The sequence below is a fragment of the Streptomyces sp. NPDC005302 genome, from assembly GCF_040607345.1.
In the GTDB taxonomy this organism is placed as follows: domain Bacteria; phylum Actinomycetota; class Actinomycetes; order Streptomycetales; family Streptomycetaceae; genus Streptomyces.
Map to the genome: position 1 here is coordinate 223,715 of NZ_JBEXGN010000001.1, position 16,066 is coordinate 239,780.

At 71.6% G+C, this 16,066-nt stretch carries 13 protein-coding genes; 6 read left to right on the forward strand and 7 right to left on the reverse strand.

All coding sequences use genetic code 11. The features are described from left to right. Window positions 1-133 precede the first annotated feature (133 nt). Entirely contained in the window at window positions 134-2,569 is a 2,436-nt protein-coding gene (locus ABZT74_RS00970; protein WP_356432758.1) for a SpoIIE family protein phosphatase, read from the forward strand. Here ABZT74_RS00970 and ABZT74_RS00975 read toward each other — a convergent pair. The 3 genes from ABZT74_RS00975 to ABZT74_RS00985 all read right to left on the reverse strand — a co-directional run bounded on the left by ABZT74_RS00975 (window position 2,503) and on the right by ABZT74_RS00985 (window position 5,366). After that, window positions 2,503-3,585, reverse strand: a complete 1,083-nt coding sequence (locus ABZT74_RS00975; protein WP_355873176.1) for an AI-2E family transporter — start codon at window positions 3,583-3,585, stop codon at window positions 2,503-2,505. The two genes, ABZT74_RS00970 and ABZT74_RS00975, sit on opposite strands and share 67 nt — an antisense overlap. Window positions 3,586-3,788: 203 nt before the next feature. Continuing rightward, window positions 3,789-4,760, reverse strand: coding sequence for a pirin family protein (locus ABZT74_RS00980; protein WP_355873178.1), 972 nt, complete (start codon window positions 4,758-4,760; stop codon window positions 3,789-3,791). 114 nt (window positions 4,761-4,874) lie between these two features. Next, window positions 4,875-5,366, reverse strand: a complete 492-nt coding sequence (locus ABZT74_RS00985) for an SseB family protein (protein WP_081218408.1) — start codon at window positions 5,364-5,366, stop codon at window positions 4,875-4,877. A gap of 144 nt (window positions 5,367-5,510) precedes the next feature. Between ABZT74_RS00985 and ABZT74_RS00990 the strand changes: the two genes are divergently transcribed. The 3 genes from ABZT74_RS00990 to ABZT74_RS01000 all read left to right on the forward strand — a co-directional run bounded on the left by ABZT74_RS00990 (window position 5,511) and on the right by ABZT74_RS01000 (window position 9,180). Further along, entirely contained in the window at window positions 5,511-7,337 is a 1,827-nt protein-coding gene (locus tag ABZT74_RS00990; protein ID WP_355873181.1) for an acyl-CoA dehydrogenase, read from the forward strand. 151 nt (window positions 7,338-7,488) lie between these two features. Further along, window positions 7,489-8,784 carry a M18 family aminopeptidase gene (locus tag ABZT74_RS00995; RefSeq protein WP_356169009.1) on the forward strand — a complete coding sequence of 432 codons (1,296 nt, stop codon included), beginning with the start codon at window positions 7,489-7,491 and terminating at the stop codon, window positions 8,782-8,784. A gap of 150 nt (window positions 8,785-8,934) precedes the next feature. Next, window positions 8,935-9,180, forward strand: coding sequence for a DUF6458 family protein (locus ABZT74_RS01000; RefSeq protein WP_355873186.1), 246 nt, complete (start codon window positions 8,935-8,937; stop codon window positions 9,178-9,180). Window positions 9,181-9,580: 400 nt separating this feature from the next. Here the strand turns inward: ABZT74_RS01000 and ABZT74_RS01005 are convergent, their stop codons facing one another. Beyond that, the gene (locus ABZT74_RS01005) at window positions 9,581-11,422 is read right to left on the reverse strand and encodes an NHL domain-containing thioredoxin family protein (protein ID WP_356432761.1); all 1,842 of its coding nucleotides are present in this window, start codon (window positions 11,420-11,422) and stop codon (window positions 9,581-9,583) included. Window positions 11,423-11,585: 163 nt separating this feature from the next. Between ABZT74_RS01005 and ABZT74_RS01010 the strand changes: the two genes are divergently transcribed. Beyond that, a complete protein-coding gene (locus ABZT74_RS01010) occupies window positions 11,586-12,080 on the forward strand; it encodes an LURP-one-related family protein (protein ID WP_356432763.1) in 495 nt (164 codons plus the stop codon). A gap of 46 nt (window positions 12,081-12,126) precedes the next feature. Here ABZT74_RS01010 and ABZT74_RS01015 read toward each other — a convergent pair whose 3' ends face one another. Continuing rightward, entirely contained in the window at window positions 12,127-12,939 is an 813-nt protein-coding gene (locus tag ABZT74_RS01015) for a carbon-nitrogen family hydrolase (protein WP_356432765.1), read from the reverse strand. Window positions 12,940-13,093: 154 nt separating this feature from the next. Here ABZT74_RS01015 and ABZT74_RS01020 point away from each other — a divergent pair, with 154 nt between their 5' ends. Continuing rightward, a complete protein-coding gene (locus ABZT74_RS01020) occupies window positions 13,094-13,918 on the forward strand; it encodes a maleylpyruvate isomerase family mycothiol-dependent enzyme (protein ID WP_355873201.1) in 825 nt (274 codons plus the stop codon). 98 nt (window positions 13,919-14,016) lie between these two features. Here the strand turns inward: ABZT74_RS01020 and ABZT74_RS01025 are convergent, their stop codons facing one another. Further along, window positions 14,017-15,315 carry an MFS transporter gene (locus ABZT74_RS01025; RefSeq protein WP_356432767.1) on the reverse strand — a complete coding sequence of 433 codons (1,299 nt, stop codon included), beginning with the start codon at window positions 15,313-15,315 and terminating at the stop codon, window positions 14,017-14,019. Then, window positions 15,312-15,986, reverse strand: a complete 675-nt coding sequence (locus tag ABZT74_RS01030) for a GntR family transcriptional regulator (RefSeq protein WP_355873207.1) — start codon at window positions 15,984-15,986, stop codon at window positions 15,312-15,314. Before ABZT74_RS01030 ends, ABZT74_RS01025 begins: the two co-directional genes overlap by 4 nt. Between the last annotated feature and the right edge of the window lie 80 nt (window positions 15,987-16,066).

A 16,066-nucleotide genomic window follows, 5' to 3' on the forward strand; every position in this document is an offset into this window, starting at 1 on the left:
CCCGGGGACCCCGGGCCGGACAGCGCCGCGGCCCGGACGAGGCCGGCGACCCGGACCGTTCCGCGCCCCGCGCAGCCCTTGTCCCGGACGGCTTCGGTGGCAGGCACCGATCACCTGTTCCTACAGTGGGCCCATGCGCACTGGTGAGCCCCTGCCCGCTGTGGGGGACGTCCTGGCCACTCTGGCGACCGGCCTGTGGCGCTGGGACAACGCCGCGGGCCTCGTCACCTTCGACGCGGAGGCTGCCCGTCTCATCGGCCTGCCCGCGGAGCAGGCGACCCTCACCGAAGCGGGCGTGCGCTCCCATGTGCACCCCGTCGACTGGAACGAGATGGACGGGGTGGTCCAGCTCGCGGTGGCCGAGGGCACGCTCGCCGAGGCCCGGATGCGCATCATGGACGGGCACGGGCGGGTACTGCGCACGGTCCGTAGCCGCTCCAGACCCACGGTCGACCCCGAAACGGGCCACTACGAGCTGGTCGGCACCCTCCAGGAGGTCACCGAGCAGCCTCCGGGCGCCGCCGCCCGCACCCCGGTCACCGGGGACTGGCGCCGCTCGCGGGAGGCGTTCCTGCTGGACGCGGGACGGGCGCTGGCCGAGGCCCGCTCCACCGCGGAGGTGCTGCGTGTCGCGGCCGGGCTGTCCATGCCCGGCTTCTCCCCGGACGGACTCGCCGTCTTCGGCGCCGAGGGCGACCGGCTGACGATCATCGGCCACCACGGGCACCAGCCGGGCGACGAGGGTCCCTTCACGCACATGTCGCTGGCCACGGACTACCCGGCCGCCGAGGTGGTCCGCACGGGCCGGGCGGTCTATCTCTCCTCCCCGGAGGCCTACAAGGAGCGCTACCCGGTCTCCTGGCCGCTCGCACAGCACTTCGGGCGGCAGTCCTGGGCGTTCCTGCCGCTCACCGTGGCGGGCAGCACCATGGGCGCCTGGATGGCGGCCTTCACGTATCCCGTCTCCTTCACGCCCGACGAACGCTCGGTCCTCACCACCGTGGCCCGCATGCTCGCCCAGGCACTCTCCCGCGCCGGCGCCGCCGAGACCGAGCGGGAGCTGACCGACGGTCTGCAGCGCTCGATGATGCCGACGCTCGGCCCGCAGATGCCGGGCATGAGCGTCGCGGCGCGCTATGTCCCGACCGGCGGCGGACTCCAGGTCGGCGGCGACTGGTACGACGTGATCCCCCTGCCGACCGGCCGCTTCGCGCTGGTCATCGGCGACGTCCAGGGCCACGACGTCCGCGCGGCGGGCCTGATGGGCCAGCTCCGGATAGCGCTGCGCGCGTACGCCTCCGAGGGCCACCGCCCGGACGCGGTGCTGTCCCGGGCCTCCCGCTTCCTCTACGGGGTCATGGACTCGGTGACGTACGGGTCGAGCGGCGGCGCCGACGACGGCGACGGCGAACCCGGCGACCTGCGCTTCGCGACCTGCCTCTACGTCGAGGTCGACCCGGCGACCGGCACCCTCGACATCGCTCGCGCCGGGCACCCCGACCCCGCGATACGTATGGCGGACGGAACGGTGCTGATGCGCTCCACCGCGGGCGGGCTGCCGCTCGGCATCGACCCGGACGCCGACTACCCGACCACCCGGCTCGTCCTGGAGCCGGGCGAGACGATGCTGGTCTGCACCGACGGGCTCATCGAGACCGGCGGCCACGACCTGGACACCGGCTGGCGGCGGATCCGCCGGACGCTCGAGTCCCACGACGGCGACATGGAGGCCCTCGCCGACGCCCTTGTGCAGGCCGTGCACGGACCCTCCTCGCACCACACCACCGGCCCGCTGGCGGACCGCCGCGAGGACGACATCGCCGTGCTGCTGCTGTCCCGGGAGGCGGAGCGCGGCTACGGCGGCGCGACGCCCACCGTGCGGCCGACGGTGCGCCGCACGATGCTGACCGTGGCGCAGGCCGAGCCCGAGCGGATCGCGAGCGCCCGCCAGCAGCTGCGCGAGCTGCTGCACGACTGGGCCTCCGCCGACCAGCTCGACTCCGCGGTCCTCCTCGTCTCCGAGATGATCACCAACGTCCTCGTGCACACCGACGCCGACGCGCTGCTCGCGGCCGCGGTGACGGGCGAGCCGGGGAAGCGGCGGATGCGCATCGAGGTCACCGACGGCAGCGACGACCTGCCGCACCGGCGTGACCCCGGGGAACTGGCCTCGTCCGGACGCGGACTGGTCCTCGTGGAACTGCTCGCGGACGCCTGGGGGGTGGACCCGCGGGGCGAGGGGAAGAGCATCTGGTTCGAGTTCTCGGAGGAGCAGGATCCGGAAGCCGCCAGGGCGGAGACCACCCGGGACGCCGCCATGCTGGAGGCGCTGGAGGCGTTCGGCGACGCGGCCGACTTCGAGGACGCGGCCGGCTTCGCGGGGACCACGCGGCCCGGGGCGACCGGCGCTCCCGGGAACACGGGCGGTCCGGGGCGGACCCCGGGCCCCGCGGACGAGGGCGACCTCGGGAAGGCGGCGGAGGCCGGACCCGGGCCCGCGGGCTACGGCTCCTCCGAAGGTCCCGGTACGCCGGGCACCCCCGGTGCCGCCGGCCCGCCCGGCCCGTAGAGCTCGCGGAGTTCGTGGACGACCCCGAAGACCGCCGCGGTCAGCGGGACGGCGAGCAGCATGCCCAGGATCCCGGCGACGGACGCGCCCGCGGTGATCGCCAGCAGCACCACCGCCGGATGCATCTGCACCGTCCGGCTCTGGATCATCGGCTGGAGGACGTGCCCCTCCAGGACCTGCACCGCGACGACGACCCCGAGCGCCCACAGGGCGATGACGAACCCGCGGTCCGCGAGCGCGACCAGTACGGCGACCGCGCCGGAGATGAACGCGCCGAGGTAGGGCAGGAACGCGCCCACGAAGACGAGCGCGCCGAGCCCCACCGCGCCCGGCACGCGCAGGATCAGCAGGCCGACGGTGATACACAGGGCGTCGATGAGCGCGATGAGGGTCGTTCCGCGCATGAACCCCTCGACGGCCCCGAAGGCCCGCCGGGCCATGGCCTCGACGAGGTCGGCGGTCCCCCGGGGTGCCAGCGTGCGCAGGGCCCCGGCCACGCGGTCGGAGTCCCGCAGGAAGAAGAAGACGAGCAGCAGGGCGAGGACGGCCATGGCGAGGGTCTCGCCGACGACGCTGACCCCGCTGATGACGTTGGCCGCGGCCGTGCCGCCGAACTTGGCCAGCAGTTCCTTGGAGTGGGCGGCGAGATCGTCGAGCGAGGTGCCCGCCGCGCCGAAGTGCTCGGCGACGGAACGGGCCGCCTGCCGCAGCGAGGTGACGATCTGGCCGCCGGTGTGGATGAGCGCCGCGACGACGATGTAGACGGCGCCGCCGACCACCACGGCCACCGCGACACAGGTGAGCGCGGCGGCCAGCGACTGGTTGACCCGCATCTTCAGCAACCGGCGGTACAGCGGCCCGAGCAGGGCGGTCCCGAGCAGGGCGAGCAGCACGGGGACCACCGCCGTGCGGAACTCCCCGCACAGGAGGATTCCGACCCAGCCCACCCCGGCCGCGAGCAGGATCACGACGCACCAGGCCGCCAACCGCCGGGCGCCTTCGGGGAGTAGCTGCACCTCCTCACCTGACCATGCGTCAGCCCGGGCGGCGCTCCGGGGCGGCCGAACGAGGGAGGCGGGGAAGGAGTCGGCGGGGGAGGGGGGAGCGGCGGGGGCACGGGGAAGCCCCGTCCGCCGTGGCGGACGGGGCTTCCCGTGTTCAACGCTCGTGAGCGACGGCCCGGCCCGCGGGCCGCTCGCCCGGGAGGACCCGGCCTCGCTCAGAGGCCGCCCTCCGACATGCCGTGCACCGCGGGGACCGTCCCGAGGCGGCCCTTCTGGAAGTCCTCGAAGGCCTGCTGCAGCTCGTCGCGGGTGTTCATGACGAACGGGCCGTAGTGGGCCATCGGCTCGCGGATCGGCTGCCCGCCGAGGAGGACGACCTCCAGGTCGGGGGTGTTGGAGTCCTGCTGCTCGTCCGCGCGGACGGTCAGCGAGGAGCCCGCGCCGAAGACGGCGGTCTGGCCGGTGCGCACCGGCCGGCGGTCCGCTCCCACGCTGCCGCGTCCGGCGAGGACGTACGCGAGGCCGTTGAAGTCCTCGCGCCACGGCAGGGTGATCTCGGCGCCCGGCCGCACCGTGGCGTGGACCATGGTGATCGGCGTGTGCGTGATGCCGGGGCCCTGGTGACCGTCGAGCTCACCGGCGATGACGCGCAGCAGCGCGCCGCCGTCCGGGGTGCTCAGGAGCTGCACCGTCCCACCGCGGATGTCCTGGTAGCGGGGGGCCATCATCTTGTCCTTGGCGGGGAGGTTCACCCACAGCTGGAGGCCGTGGAAGAGACCGCCGGACATGACGAGGGACTCCGGGGGCGCCTCGATGTGCAGCAGGCCGGAGCCCGCCGTCATCCACTGGGTGTCACCGTTGGTGATGGTGCCGCCGCCACCGTTGGAGTCCTGGTGGTCGAAGACGCCGTCGATGATGTAGGTCACGGTCTCGAAGCCGCGGTGGGGGTGCCAGGGGGTGCCCTTCGGCTCGCCCGGCGCGTACTCCACCTCGCCCATCTGGTCCATCATGATGAACGGGTCGAGGTGCTTGTAGTTGATCCCGGCGAACGCGCGGCGGACCGGGAAACCCTCGCCCTCGAAGCCACTGGGCGCGGTCGTCACGGTCAGCACGGGACGGTCCACGGCGTCGGCCGGCGCAGCCACTCGGGGCAGGGCCAGCGGGTTCTCGACGGTCACTGCAGGCATGTCGGTACCTCCTTGTGCTTCGAGTTTAGTTGAGCGTTGAACTTTCTGCCACCCGTAACGACGAACGCCCGGAGGGCATTCCCTCCGGGCGTCCCTGTTCGCACGTCAGCCGTGTCAGCCGTACATACGGCGCATCGCGAAGTCCACCATCTGCTCCACGGCCTTCGCGTCGAAGACCATCCGGTGCTCGCCCTCCATGTCGATCACGAAGCCGTAGCCGGTGGGCAGCAGGTCGATGACCTCGGCGCCGGTGATCACGAAGTACTTGGACTCCTTGCCGGCGTAGCGGCGCAGCTCCTTGAGCGAGGTGAACATGGGGATGACCGGCTGCTGCGTGTTGTGCAGCGCCAGGAAGCCCGGGTTGTCGCCGCGCGGGCAGTACACCTTGGAGGTCGCGAAGACCTGCTGGAAGTCCTCGGCGGCCATCGAGCCCGTGGTGAACGCGCGGACCGCGTCCGCGAGGGAGGGCGGGGACGGCTCGGGATACAGCGGCGGCTGCTGTCCGTACCCGCCGGGCATCTGCCCGCCCGGCATCTGCCCGGGCATCTGCTGCTGCGGCGGGACGTACCCCTGCTGGGCGCCTGCGCTCTGCTCGTAGCCGTACATGCGTCAAAGAGTAGTGGGCCACATATGGCCCATCCGGGGTTGCTTCTTATTACTGACGGGTAGCATCATCGTAGCTACTTGCTGGTACGTGAATCTAGGCGCGAGGAGTCAGTGCCTCGCCGATCCCTTAACGGAGCCGTCGCCATGGGGCACTACAAGTCGAATCTCCGCGACATCGAGTTCAACCTCTTCGAGGTACTCGGGCGCGACAAGCTGTACGGCACCGGCCCGTTCGCGGAGATGGACACGGACACCGCCAAGAGCATCCTGGAGGAGCTGACGCGCCTCTCGGAGAACGAGCTGGCCGAGTCCTTCACGGACGCCGACCGCAACCCTCCCGTCTTCGACCCCGAGACCAACACCGCGCCGGTCCCGGCCTCCTTCAAGAAGTCGTACCAGGCGTTCATGGACTCCGAGTACTGGCGCCTGGGCCTGCCGGAGGAGATCGGCGGCTCCACCGCCCCCCGCTCCCTCATCTGGGCCTACGCGGAGCTGGTGCTCGGCGCCAACCCGGCCGTGTGGATGTACTCCTCGGGTCCGGCGTTCGCCGGCATCCTCTTCGAGGAGGGCAACGACGTCCAGAAGCACATCGCGAAGATCGCCGTCGACCGGCAGTGGGGCTCCACCATGGTCCTCACCGAGCCCGACGCGGGCTCGGACGTCGGCGCCGGCCGCACCAAGGCCGTCCAGCAGGACGACGGCTCCTGGCACATCGAGGGCGTGAAGCGCTTCATCACGTCCGGTGAGCACGACATGTCGGAGAACATCCTCCACTACGTGCTCGCCCGCCCCGAGGGCGCCGGACCGGGCACCAAGGGCCTGTCCCTCTTCCTCGTCCCGAAGTACGAGTTCGACTTCGAGACCGGCGAGCTGGGCGCGCGCAACGGCGCGTACGCCACGAACGTCGAGCACAAGATGGGTCTCAAGGCGTCCAACACGTGCGAGATGACCTTCGGTGACCGCCACCCCGCCAAGGGCTGGCTGATCGGCGACAAGCACGACGGCATCCGCCAGATGTTCCGCATCATCGAGTTCGCCCGCATGATGGTCGGCACGAAGGCGATCTCCACCCTGTCGACGGGCTACCTGAACGCCCTGGAGTACGCCAAGGAGCGCGTCCAGGGCCCCGACCTGGCGAACTTCATGGACAAGACCGCGCCCAAGGTCACCATCACGCACCACCCCGACGTGCGCCGCTCGCTGATGACGCAGAAGGCCTACGCCGAGGGCATGCGCGCCCTGGTCCTGCACACCGCCGCGATCCAGGACGAGATCCAGGTCAAGGAGACCACCGGCGAGGACACCGCCGCGCTGGAGGCCCTCAACGACCTGCTCCTGCCGATCGTGAAGGGCTACGGCTCCGAGAAGGGCTACGAGCAGCTCGCCCAGTCGCTCCAGACGTTCGGCGGCTCCGGCTTCCTGCAGGAGTACCCGATCGAGCAGTACATCCGCGACGCCAAGATCGACACCCTGTACGAGGGCACCACCGCGATCCAGGGCCAGGACTTCTTCTTCCGGAAGATCGTCCGCAACCAGGGCGCCGCGCTGAACTCCCTCGCCGAGGACATCAAGAAGTTCCTGGCGCTCGGCACCGGCGGCGAGGACCTCTCCGTCGCGCGTGAGCAGCTCGCCAAGGCCGCCGTCGAGCTGGAGGCCATCGTCGGCCTGATGCTCACCGACCTCGCGGCCACCGAGCAGGACGTCAAGAACATCTACAAGGTGGGCCTCAACACGACCCGCCTGCTGCTGGCCTCCGGCGACGTCGTCGTCGGGTACCTGCTGCTGCGCGGTGCCGCCGTCGCCGCCGAGAAGCTGGAGACGGCCGCCGCCAAGGACAAGGCCTTCTACACCGGCAAGATCGCGGCCGCGAAGTTCTTCGCCGCCAACGTCCTGCCGGGCGTCACCGGCGCCCGCAAGCTCGCCGAGGGCGTCGACCTGGACCTGATGCAGCTGGACGAGGCCGCCTTCTAGAAGCGCCGGCCCCTCGGGCGCCGGGCGGCCCACCGAACCGGAACCTGTCCATCCAGTCAGGTGTCCCAAGGTGTCCGCCCTTCACATCCCCCTTACGAGGGCCCGCTCCCATCCCCGGGAGCGGGCCCTCGTGCGTCGTTAAGGTGAACCCATGAGTGCACCCACCCGCTTCGACCGCGGCCACACCGACGACCTCATGTCCTTCCTCGCGGCCGGCCCGACGCCGTACCACGCCGTGGCGACCGCCGCCGAGCGGCTCGAGAAGGCCGGATTCCGTCAGGTCGCCGAGACCGACGCGTGGGACGCCACCAGCGGCGGCAAGTACGTGCTGCGCGGCGGCGCGATCGTCGCCTGGTACGTGCCGGAGGGCGCCGAGCCCCACACGCCGTTCCGGATCGTGGGTGCGCACACCGACTCCCCCAACCTGCGCGTCAAGCCGCTGCCGGACACCGGCGCCCACGGCTGGCGCCAGGTCGCCGTCGAGATCTACGGCGGCCCCCTGCTGAACTCCTGGCTCGACCGCGACCTGGGCCTCGCCGGACGCCTCTCCCTGCGCGACGGCTCCACCCGCCTGGTCAACATCGACCGGCCCCTGCTGCGCGTACCGCAGCTCGCCATCCACCTCGACCGGTCGGTCAGCACCGACGGCCTCAAGCTCGACAAGCAGCGCCACCTCCAGCCCGTCTGGGGCCTCGGCGACCCCCGCGAGGGCGACCTGATCGCCTTCCTGGAGGACGAGGCGGGGCTGCCCGCCGGCGAGGTCACCGGCTGGGACCTGATGACCCACTCCGTCGAAAGACCGGCCTACCTCGGCCGCGACAAGGAACTGCTCGCGGGCCCGCGGATGGACAACCTGATGTCCGTGCACGCCGGCACCGCCGCCCTGGCCGCCGTCGCCGCCGCCGACACCGGACTGTCGTACATCCCCGTCCTCGCCGCCTTCGACCACGAGGAGAACGGCTCGCAGAGCGACACCGGCGCCGACGGACCGCTGCTCGGCGGCGTGCTGGAACGTTCGGTCTTCGCCCGCGGCGGTTCCTACGAGGACCGGGCACGCGCCTTCGCCGGCACCGTCTGCCTGTCCTCCGACACCGGTCACGCCGTGCACCCCAACTACGCCGAACGGCACGACCCGACGCACCACCCGCGCGTCAACGGCGGGCCCATCCTCAAGGTGAACGTCAACAACCGTTACGCCACCGACGGTTCGGGCCGCGCCCTGTTCGCCGCCGCCTGCGAGAAGGCCGGCGTGCCCTTCCAGTCCTTCGTGTCCAACAACTCCATGCCCTGCGGCACCACGATCGGTCCCATCACGGCCGCCCGGCACGGCATCACGACGGTCGACATCGGCGTGGCCATCCTCTCCATGCACAGCGCCCGCGAACTCTGCGGCGCCGACGACCCGTTCCTCCTGACGAACGCGCTGGTGGCGTTCCTGGAGGGATAGCCCCCGCCCCCGTGTCACAGGCCGCCGCCCCGCGTTCGGGACCGGCGGCCTGTGACGTGAGCGCTCGCCTCCGCATGTCTCGCGGGGTCCCGGGTACCCGGAACACGCCCCGAATGACTCCGAGTTGCTACTTCAAGGAGGCGGACACCCATGGGCCTGGGCGGATGCATCATTCTGATCGCCGTAGGCGCGATCCTCACGTTCGCGACCGACTGGCACATGGCGGGGGTCAACCTCCACGTGGTCGGCGTGATCCTCATGATCGTCGGTCTGATCGGCGTGGCCACCATGAGCAGCGTCGCCCGCCGGCGCCGCGTGGTCATGGAGCCCACCACCACCGTGGTGGAGGAGCGTCACCACCGCGGCGACGGCTACCACGACGGCTACGGCGTCTGACCGCGACCGGACGCCCGCGGGCGTCCGCACCGGTCAGACTCCCACGGGCGGCTGCCGGTCCCGACCGGCCACGCCATCCGCTCCGGTCCGGTCGACCCGGCCCGGACGGCCACGGCGATCCGGCTGGGACGGCCACCGCGCCGATCCCGACCGGACGCCTGTGGCGAACTCTGCGGCGGGCTCACCGAACCGGACGGCTCCGACGGACCGACACCGCACCGCGCGGTTCCGTCGAGCCGATCCGAAACCGTCCGAGGACGACGGCCGGGGCGGACACTCCGAACCCGCCGAACCCGCCCCGGACGGACGACCGCACCTGACCCGGACCGCTCCCGGTCCGGGTCAGCCCCGGCCGGACACCGTCCGCCGTCCCCCTCCGTCAGCTGTCCCCCGGCCGCCCTCAGCCGTCCATACCGGCGAGCACCAGAGGCAGCCGGTCCGCACCGCCTTCGACGAGCCGGACCGGAACACCCCAGTCCTGCTGGTGCACATGGCAGGCGGGGTACTCGTTCGCCGGGTCGTCGTCGCAGGACGCGGCCATCGCCGAGACATGCAGCACCCCCTCCTCGACGGCCGGGTTCAACTCGACCGACCGCGCGAGATCCGTCCCCGCGCCCTCACCCGCGAGCAGCAGCTCCGGCGGCGTCGCGGACACCAGCAGCCGCGTGGACGGCCCGTACCGGGTGTCCAGCTTCTGCCCGGCCGGAGCCTGGAAGATGACGTCCAGCCGGACCGCACCCGGAGTGACCTCGGTCGCCGCGCGCTGGGTGCGGTGGGCGACCGACTCCACCCGCACCGCCTCCTCGGGGAGCCGCAGCCGGGTCAGCCGGTGCCGGGCCGACTCCACCACCACGATGTCGTCCCCGACCAGCACGGCGTCGCTCGGCTCCCGCAGATCCGTGGCCAGCGTCGTCACCTCACCCGTCGCCGGGTCGTACCGGCGCAGCGCGTGGTTGTACGTGTCGCTGACCGCCACCGAGCCGTCCGGCAGCGCGGTCACACCCAGCGGATGCTGGAGCAGGGCCTGCTCCGCGGCACCGTCACGGTGCCCGAAGTCGAAGAGCCCCGTGCCGACGGCCGTGTGCACCGCGCCGTCCCGGTCGACCCAGCGCAGGGCCGAGGTCTCGGAGTCCGCCAGCCACAACCGCTCCTCGGTGGCGGCGAGGCCGGACGGCTGCGCGAACCACGCCTCGGGGCCCGGCCCGTCCACCAGACCCTCGTTCGTCGTGCCCGCGACGACCCCCACCGTCTCCGTCGCCGGGTCGTACGCCCACAGCTGGTGGACGCCGGCCATGGCGATCCAGACCCTGCCGCCGAAGAGGGCGACGTCCCACGGCGAGGACAGGTCGACCTCGCGCGCGGGTCCGGAGGTCGGCGACCCCTGCCACCACTGGCGGCCCGTGCCCGCGAGCGTGCCGACCTCGCCGGAGGCCAGATCGACCCGGCGCAGGGCGTGGTTCACCGTGTCCGCGACGACGACCGTGCCCTCGTCGAGCAGCGCCAGCCCCTGCGGCTCACTGAATCCGGCCGTGTCCGCCGCTCCGTCCACGAAGCCCCGGACGCCGGATCCGATGCGCCGCACGACCGTCTCGCCGTCCTCCGCCAACTCCACCAGCTGGTGCCGGGTGGTGTCGCTGACCAGCAGGTTCCCGCTCGGCAGGGCCAGCGCCTTACCGGGGAAGCGCAGCACGGTCGGCTCGGGCTCCGGCGCCACGTACGGCCCGTCACCGCGCCGCAGCGTGCCCTTCGCCCCGTGCTCGGCCTCCAGCTCCTCCACCAGGCGCGCGATCGCGTGGGCGTGCCCCTCACCGGCGTGCTGCGCGACGACGTACCCCTCGGGGTCGATCACGACGAGCGTCGGCCAGGCCCGCACGGCGTACTGCTTCCACGTCGCGAGCTCCGGGTCGTCGAGCACCGGGTGCTCCACCCCGTACCGCTCCACGGCGTCGACGACCGCCTGGTGCTCCGCCTCGTGCACGAACTTCGGCGAGTGCACCCCGATGATCACCACCGTGTCCCGGTGCTTCTCCTCCAGCTCCCGCAGCTCGTCCAGGACGTGCAGACAGTTGATACAGCAGAAGGTCCAAAAATCCAGTACGACAATCCGACCACGCAGGTCGGCGAGGGTGTACTGCTGACCGCCCGTGTTCAGCCAGCCACCCTTGCCGATCAGTTCGGGGGCACGGACACGGGCACGGCGGGGGGTGGGCGTCGAGGCGGACGCCGGGGCGGAGTCGTTCATGGATCAAGGGTGCCACCTGCCGCGGACATCCCGTCGAGCGCCCGGCTCCGGCCCGCCCCGACCTCGCCCTCCGGCCCCGTGAGGGCCCCGCCCGCACCCGCCCCCTCAGCCCGTCGGCCTACCGACGGCGTTGCGCGGGGGTCGTCGGGGAACCGGTGAGGGCATGAGATATCTCGTGCGCGACCGGCTGCTCGGCTTCGGTGACGACTACTGGATCGAGGACGACCACGGCAACAAGGTCTTCCTCGTCGACGGCAAGGCGATGCGGGTGCGGGACACCTTCGAGCTGAAGGACACCCGCGGACGCGTCCTGATCGACATCCACCAGAAGATGCTCGCGCTGCGCGACACGATGATCATCGAGCGGGACGGCGAACCGCTGGCGACCATCAAGCGCAAGCGTCTGTCCCTGCTCCGCAACCACTACCGGGTCTCCCTGGTCGACGACACCGAACTCGACGTCAGCGGCAAGATCCTCGACCGCGAGTTCGCCATCGACTACGACAACGAGCTGCTGGCGCAGATCTCGCGGCGCTGGCTGCACCTCCGCGACACGTACGGCGTGGACGTCGTCCGGGAGGACGCCGACCAGGCGCTGCTCATCGCGGTGGCGGTGTGCGTGATCCACCTGGCGGAGAAGGAGCGCGGGGACGACTGACGGCGGCGGACGGCGGCGGACGACGGAACGGCCCCGGGCGCCCGGGTCAGCGGCGGGGAGGTTCCAGACCCAGCATCCGGTCCTTGAGCGCCGGGAACTGTTCCCGGGTCGTCGCGACCTTCGCGGGGTCGAACTCCACCGTGAGGATCTCCTCGCCGGAGCCCGCCTCGGCGAGGACCTCTCCCCACGGGTCGACGACGATCGAGTGTCCGGCCTGGGGAACTCCCGCGTGCGTACCGGCCGTTCCACAGGCGAGGACGTACGACTGGTTCTCGACGGCGCGCGCCCGGGCGAGCAGGGTCCAGTGGGCGCGGCGCCGTTCGGGCCAGCCGGCCGGGACGACGAGGATCTCCGCCCCCGCGTCGACCAGGCCGCGGAACAGCTCGGGGAAGCGGAGGTCGTAGCAGGTGGCGACGCCGATGACGGTCTGCGCAAGGGCGACCGTCACCAGTTCGTCGCCGGCCGCCATGAGGACGGCTTCGCCCTTGTCGAAGCCGAAGCGATGGATCTTCCGGTAGGACGCGACACGTTCTCCGGAGGGGGAGTAGACGAGGGAGGTGTTGTAGAGGGAGACCTCGGAGGGGGAGCCGTCGGAGGGCGCCCGCTCGGGGATCGAGCCCGCGTGCAGCCAGACGCCCGCGTCGCTCGCCGCCTTGGCCATCGCCTCGTGGGTCGGACCGTCGAGCGGTTCGGCCTCGGCCGCGAACTCCTCGTAGGCGAAGGCCCCGGTGGTCCACAGCTCGGGCAGCACCACGAGATCGACTCCGGCCTGATCTCGTACCAGATCCGCCACACGGCGCCGGCGCGCGGCGACCGATTCGTCGTCGTTTACGTCGATCTGGAGGAGAGAGGCGCGCACACTACCACCGTCCTGGCATTCGAGCCGTCGATACGGGCCTACGATCGTCACACGAAAGCACTGCCGGGGTGCCTCACAGCAGCGTAACTTAGCGTCCCAAGACACCCGCTGCCTGTGCACTGCCCGCGCCCAACCGCCCGAGGGGTCCCGTTCCGTGAGTCTGCATCCCAGCCTTCAGTCCTACGCCGACGCCTGGACCCACTCGATCGAAGCGATATCCGAGCTGGTGCAGCCGCTGGTGGAGGGTGAGTGGAACCGGCGGACCCCCTGCCCGGGATGGTCGGTCCGTGACATCGTCTCGCATGTCATCGGCCTGGACTGCGAGATGCTCGGCGACCCGCGGCCGATCCACACGCTCCCCCGCGACCTCTACCACGTGTCGAACGAGCACCAGCGGTACATGGAGATGCAGGTCGACGTGCGCCGTCACCACACGGCGCCGGAGATGACCTCCGAGCTGGAGTACACGGTCATCCGCCGCAACCGCCAGCTGCGGAACGAGACGCGGCAGCCCGACGCCAAGGTGCGCGGCCCTCTCGGCACCGAGGTCACCCTCGAACAGGCCATGCGCAACCGCGCGTTCGACGTGTGGGTGCACGAGCAGGATCTGCGCGTCACCTTGGGACAGCCGGGGAATCTCGACTCCCCCGGTTCACTCATCGTGCGGGACGACCTGCTGTCCGCCCTGCCGAAGGTGGTCGCGAAGGACGCGGGGGCGCCGGCGAACTCCGCGGTCGTCTTCGACGTGCACGGTCCCGTGGAGTTCCTCCGCACGGTCCGGATCGACGCGGACGGGCGCGGTTCGATAGACGGTGCGCCCTCGCTCGGTCCCGCCGCGAGCCTGTCGCTGGACTGGGAGACCTACGTCCGTCTCGCCTGCGGCCGGGTGACCGCGGATTCCGTGGCCGACCGGATCAAGACCGAGGGCGACCCGGAGCTGACGGCGGCGATCCTGCGCAACTTCACCGTCACGCCGTAGCCCTTCGGTCCACGAGGCCGTCCGTCCGGGTGGGCGGGCAGGACGGCACAGGCGGGCCCCGCGCCGGGAGCAGCACAGGGCCCGGAGGCGTCCGGCGGTCACGCGGGGACGTGCACCGTCTCCACCCTGCTCGCCACCAGCCGTTCCCGCTCGCGGCGGTCCGCCTGACCGCGCAGCCGGAAGATCTGGCTGAGGCCGAGCGCCTGGAGGACGAACACCGCGGCGAAGGCGATGCGGTAGTTGTCGCCGGTGGCGTCGAGCAGGACGCCGATGGCCAGCAGCGTGGTCATCGAGGCGACGAAACCGCCCATGTTGGTGATCCCGGAGGCGGTTCCCTGACGTTCCGGCGGGTTCGCGGGGCGGGCGAAGTCGAAGCCGAGCATCGAGGCGGGTCCGCAGGCACCGAGGACGGCGCAGAGCACGATCAGGGCCCACATGGGCGCGTGTTCGCCGGGGTACACCAGCATCGTCGCCCACACGACCGCCGTCGCCGCGACGGTGCCGAGGGCCAGCGGGAGCCGCGCCTGGTGGTGCCGGGCGACGATCTGGCCGTAGACGAGTCCGACGACCATGTTGGACAGGACGACGAGGGTGAGCAGTTCACCGGCCGTGGCCCGGGAGAGGCCCTGTGCCTGGACGAGGAACGGCAGCCCCCACAGCAGCAGGAACACCATCGCGGGGAACTGCGTGGTGAAGTGCACCCACATACCGAGCCGGGTGCCGGGTTCCCGCCAGGACGCGGCGATCTGCCGGCGGACGTAGGCGGCGCCGCGGTGCGGGAAGGGCTCGGGCTCGTGCCCCTCGGGGTGGTCCTTCAGGAAGAGCAGCAGCAGGACGAGGACGACGACACCGGCGGCCGCGCTGCCGGCGAACGCGGCGGTCCAGCCCACTCCGTGCAGCAGGCGGGCGATGACGAGCGTCGACACGAGGTTGCCGGCCATGCCGACCAGGCCCGCGAGCTGTGCGACGAGGGGCCCGCGGCGGGCGGGGAACCAGCGGGTGCCGAGGCGCAGCACGCTGATGAAGGTCATCGCGTCACCGCAGCCGAGCAGCGCGCGCGAGGCGAGCGCCATGCCGTACGAGGAGGAGAACGCGAAGCCCAGCTGTCCGGCCGTGAACAGCACGACGCCGATGGTCAGCACCTTCTTGGTGCCGAGCCGGTCGACGAGGAGCCCGACCGGTATCTGCATGCCCGCGTAGACGAGCAGTTGGAGGATGGAGAAGGTGGACAGGGCGGAGGCGCCCACGTGGAAGCGGTCCGCCGCGTCGAGCCCGGCCACGCCGAGGGACGTACGGAAGATGACGGCGACGAAGTAGACCGCGACGCCGATGCCCCACACGGCGATGGCGCGCCGGCCGCCGGGCGGGTCGCCGGGCAGCGTGGCCGAGGAGCTCATCGGACCTCGCCCCGGGCCAGGTTGGAGAACCAGCTGACGTGTCCGTGGATGAGGCCGACGACCGCGTCGGCGTCGCCGGAGCGCAGTGCCTGAAGGATCTGCTCGTGCTCGGTGAGGGTCTTGGTGATCCGGTCGGGGTGCGCGTGCATCACGGCGACTCCCATCCTCAACTGGCGGTCGCGGAGCTGGTCGTAGAGCCGGGAGAGGATCTCGTTGCCGCCGCTGCGGACGATCTCGGCGTGGAAGCAGCGGTCGGTGACCGCGGCGGCGGCCAGGTCCCCGGCGGCGGCCTGCTCCTTCTGCTGGTCGAGCAGTTCCTCGAGGCGGGCGATGAGCCGCGGCGACGCCGGTACGGCCTTGCGGGCGGCGTGCTCCTCGACGAGCTGTCGGGTCTCGACCACGTCCGCGATCTCCTGGGCGGAGACGGGCAGGACGAGCGCGCCCTTCTTCGGGTAGAGCCTGATGAGGCCTTCGACCTCGAGGCGCAGCAGTGCCTCGCGGACCGGGGTGCGTGAGACGCCCACCGCGTCGGCGAGTTCGCCCTCGGTGAGCAGCGTCCCGCCCTCGTAACGGCGTTCCAGGACACCCTGCTTGACGTGTGCGTAGACGCGGTCGGCGGCGGGCGGCTGCTTCACGGGCTGTCGCGCCGGGGCAGGTGGGGCTGAAGGCATGCGCACATCATAGATACAACACGTACGCATCCTGGGCGGAGTTCCAGCATGCGGACCCCGGCCGACCGGGATGTAACGCA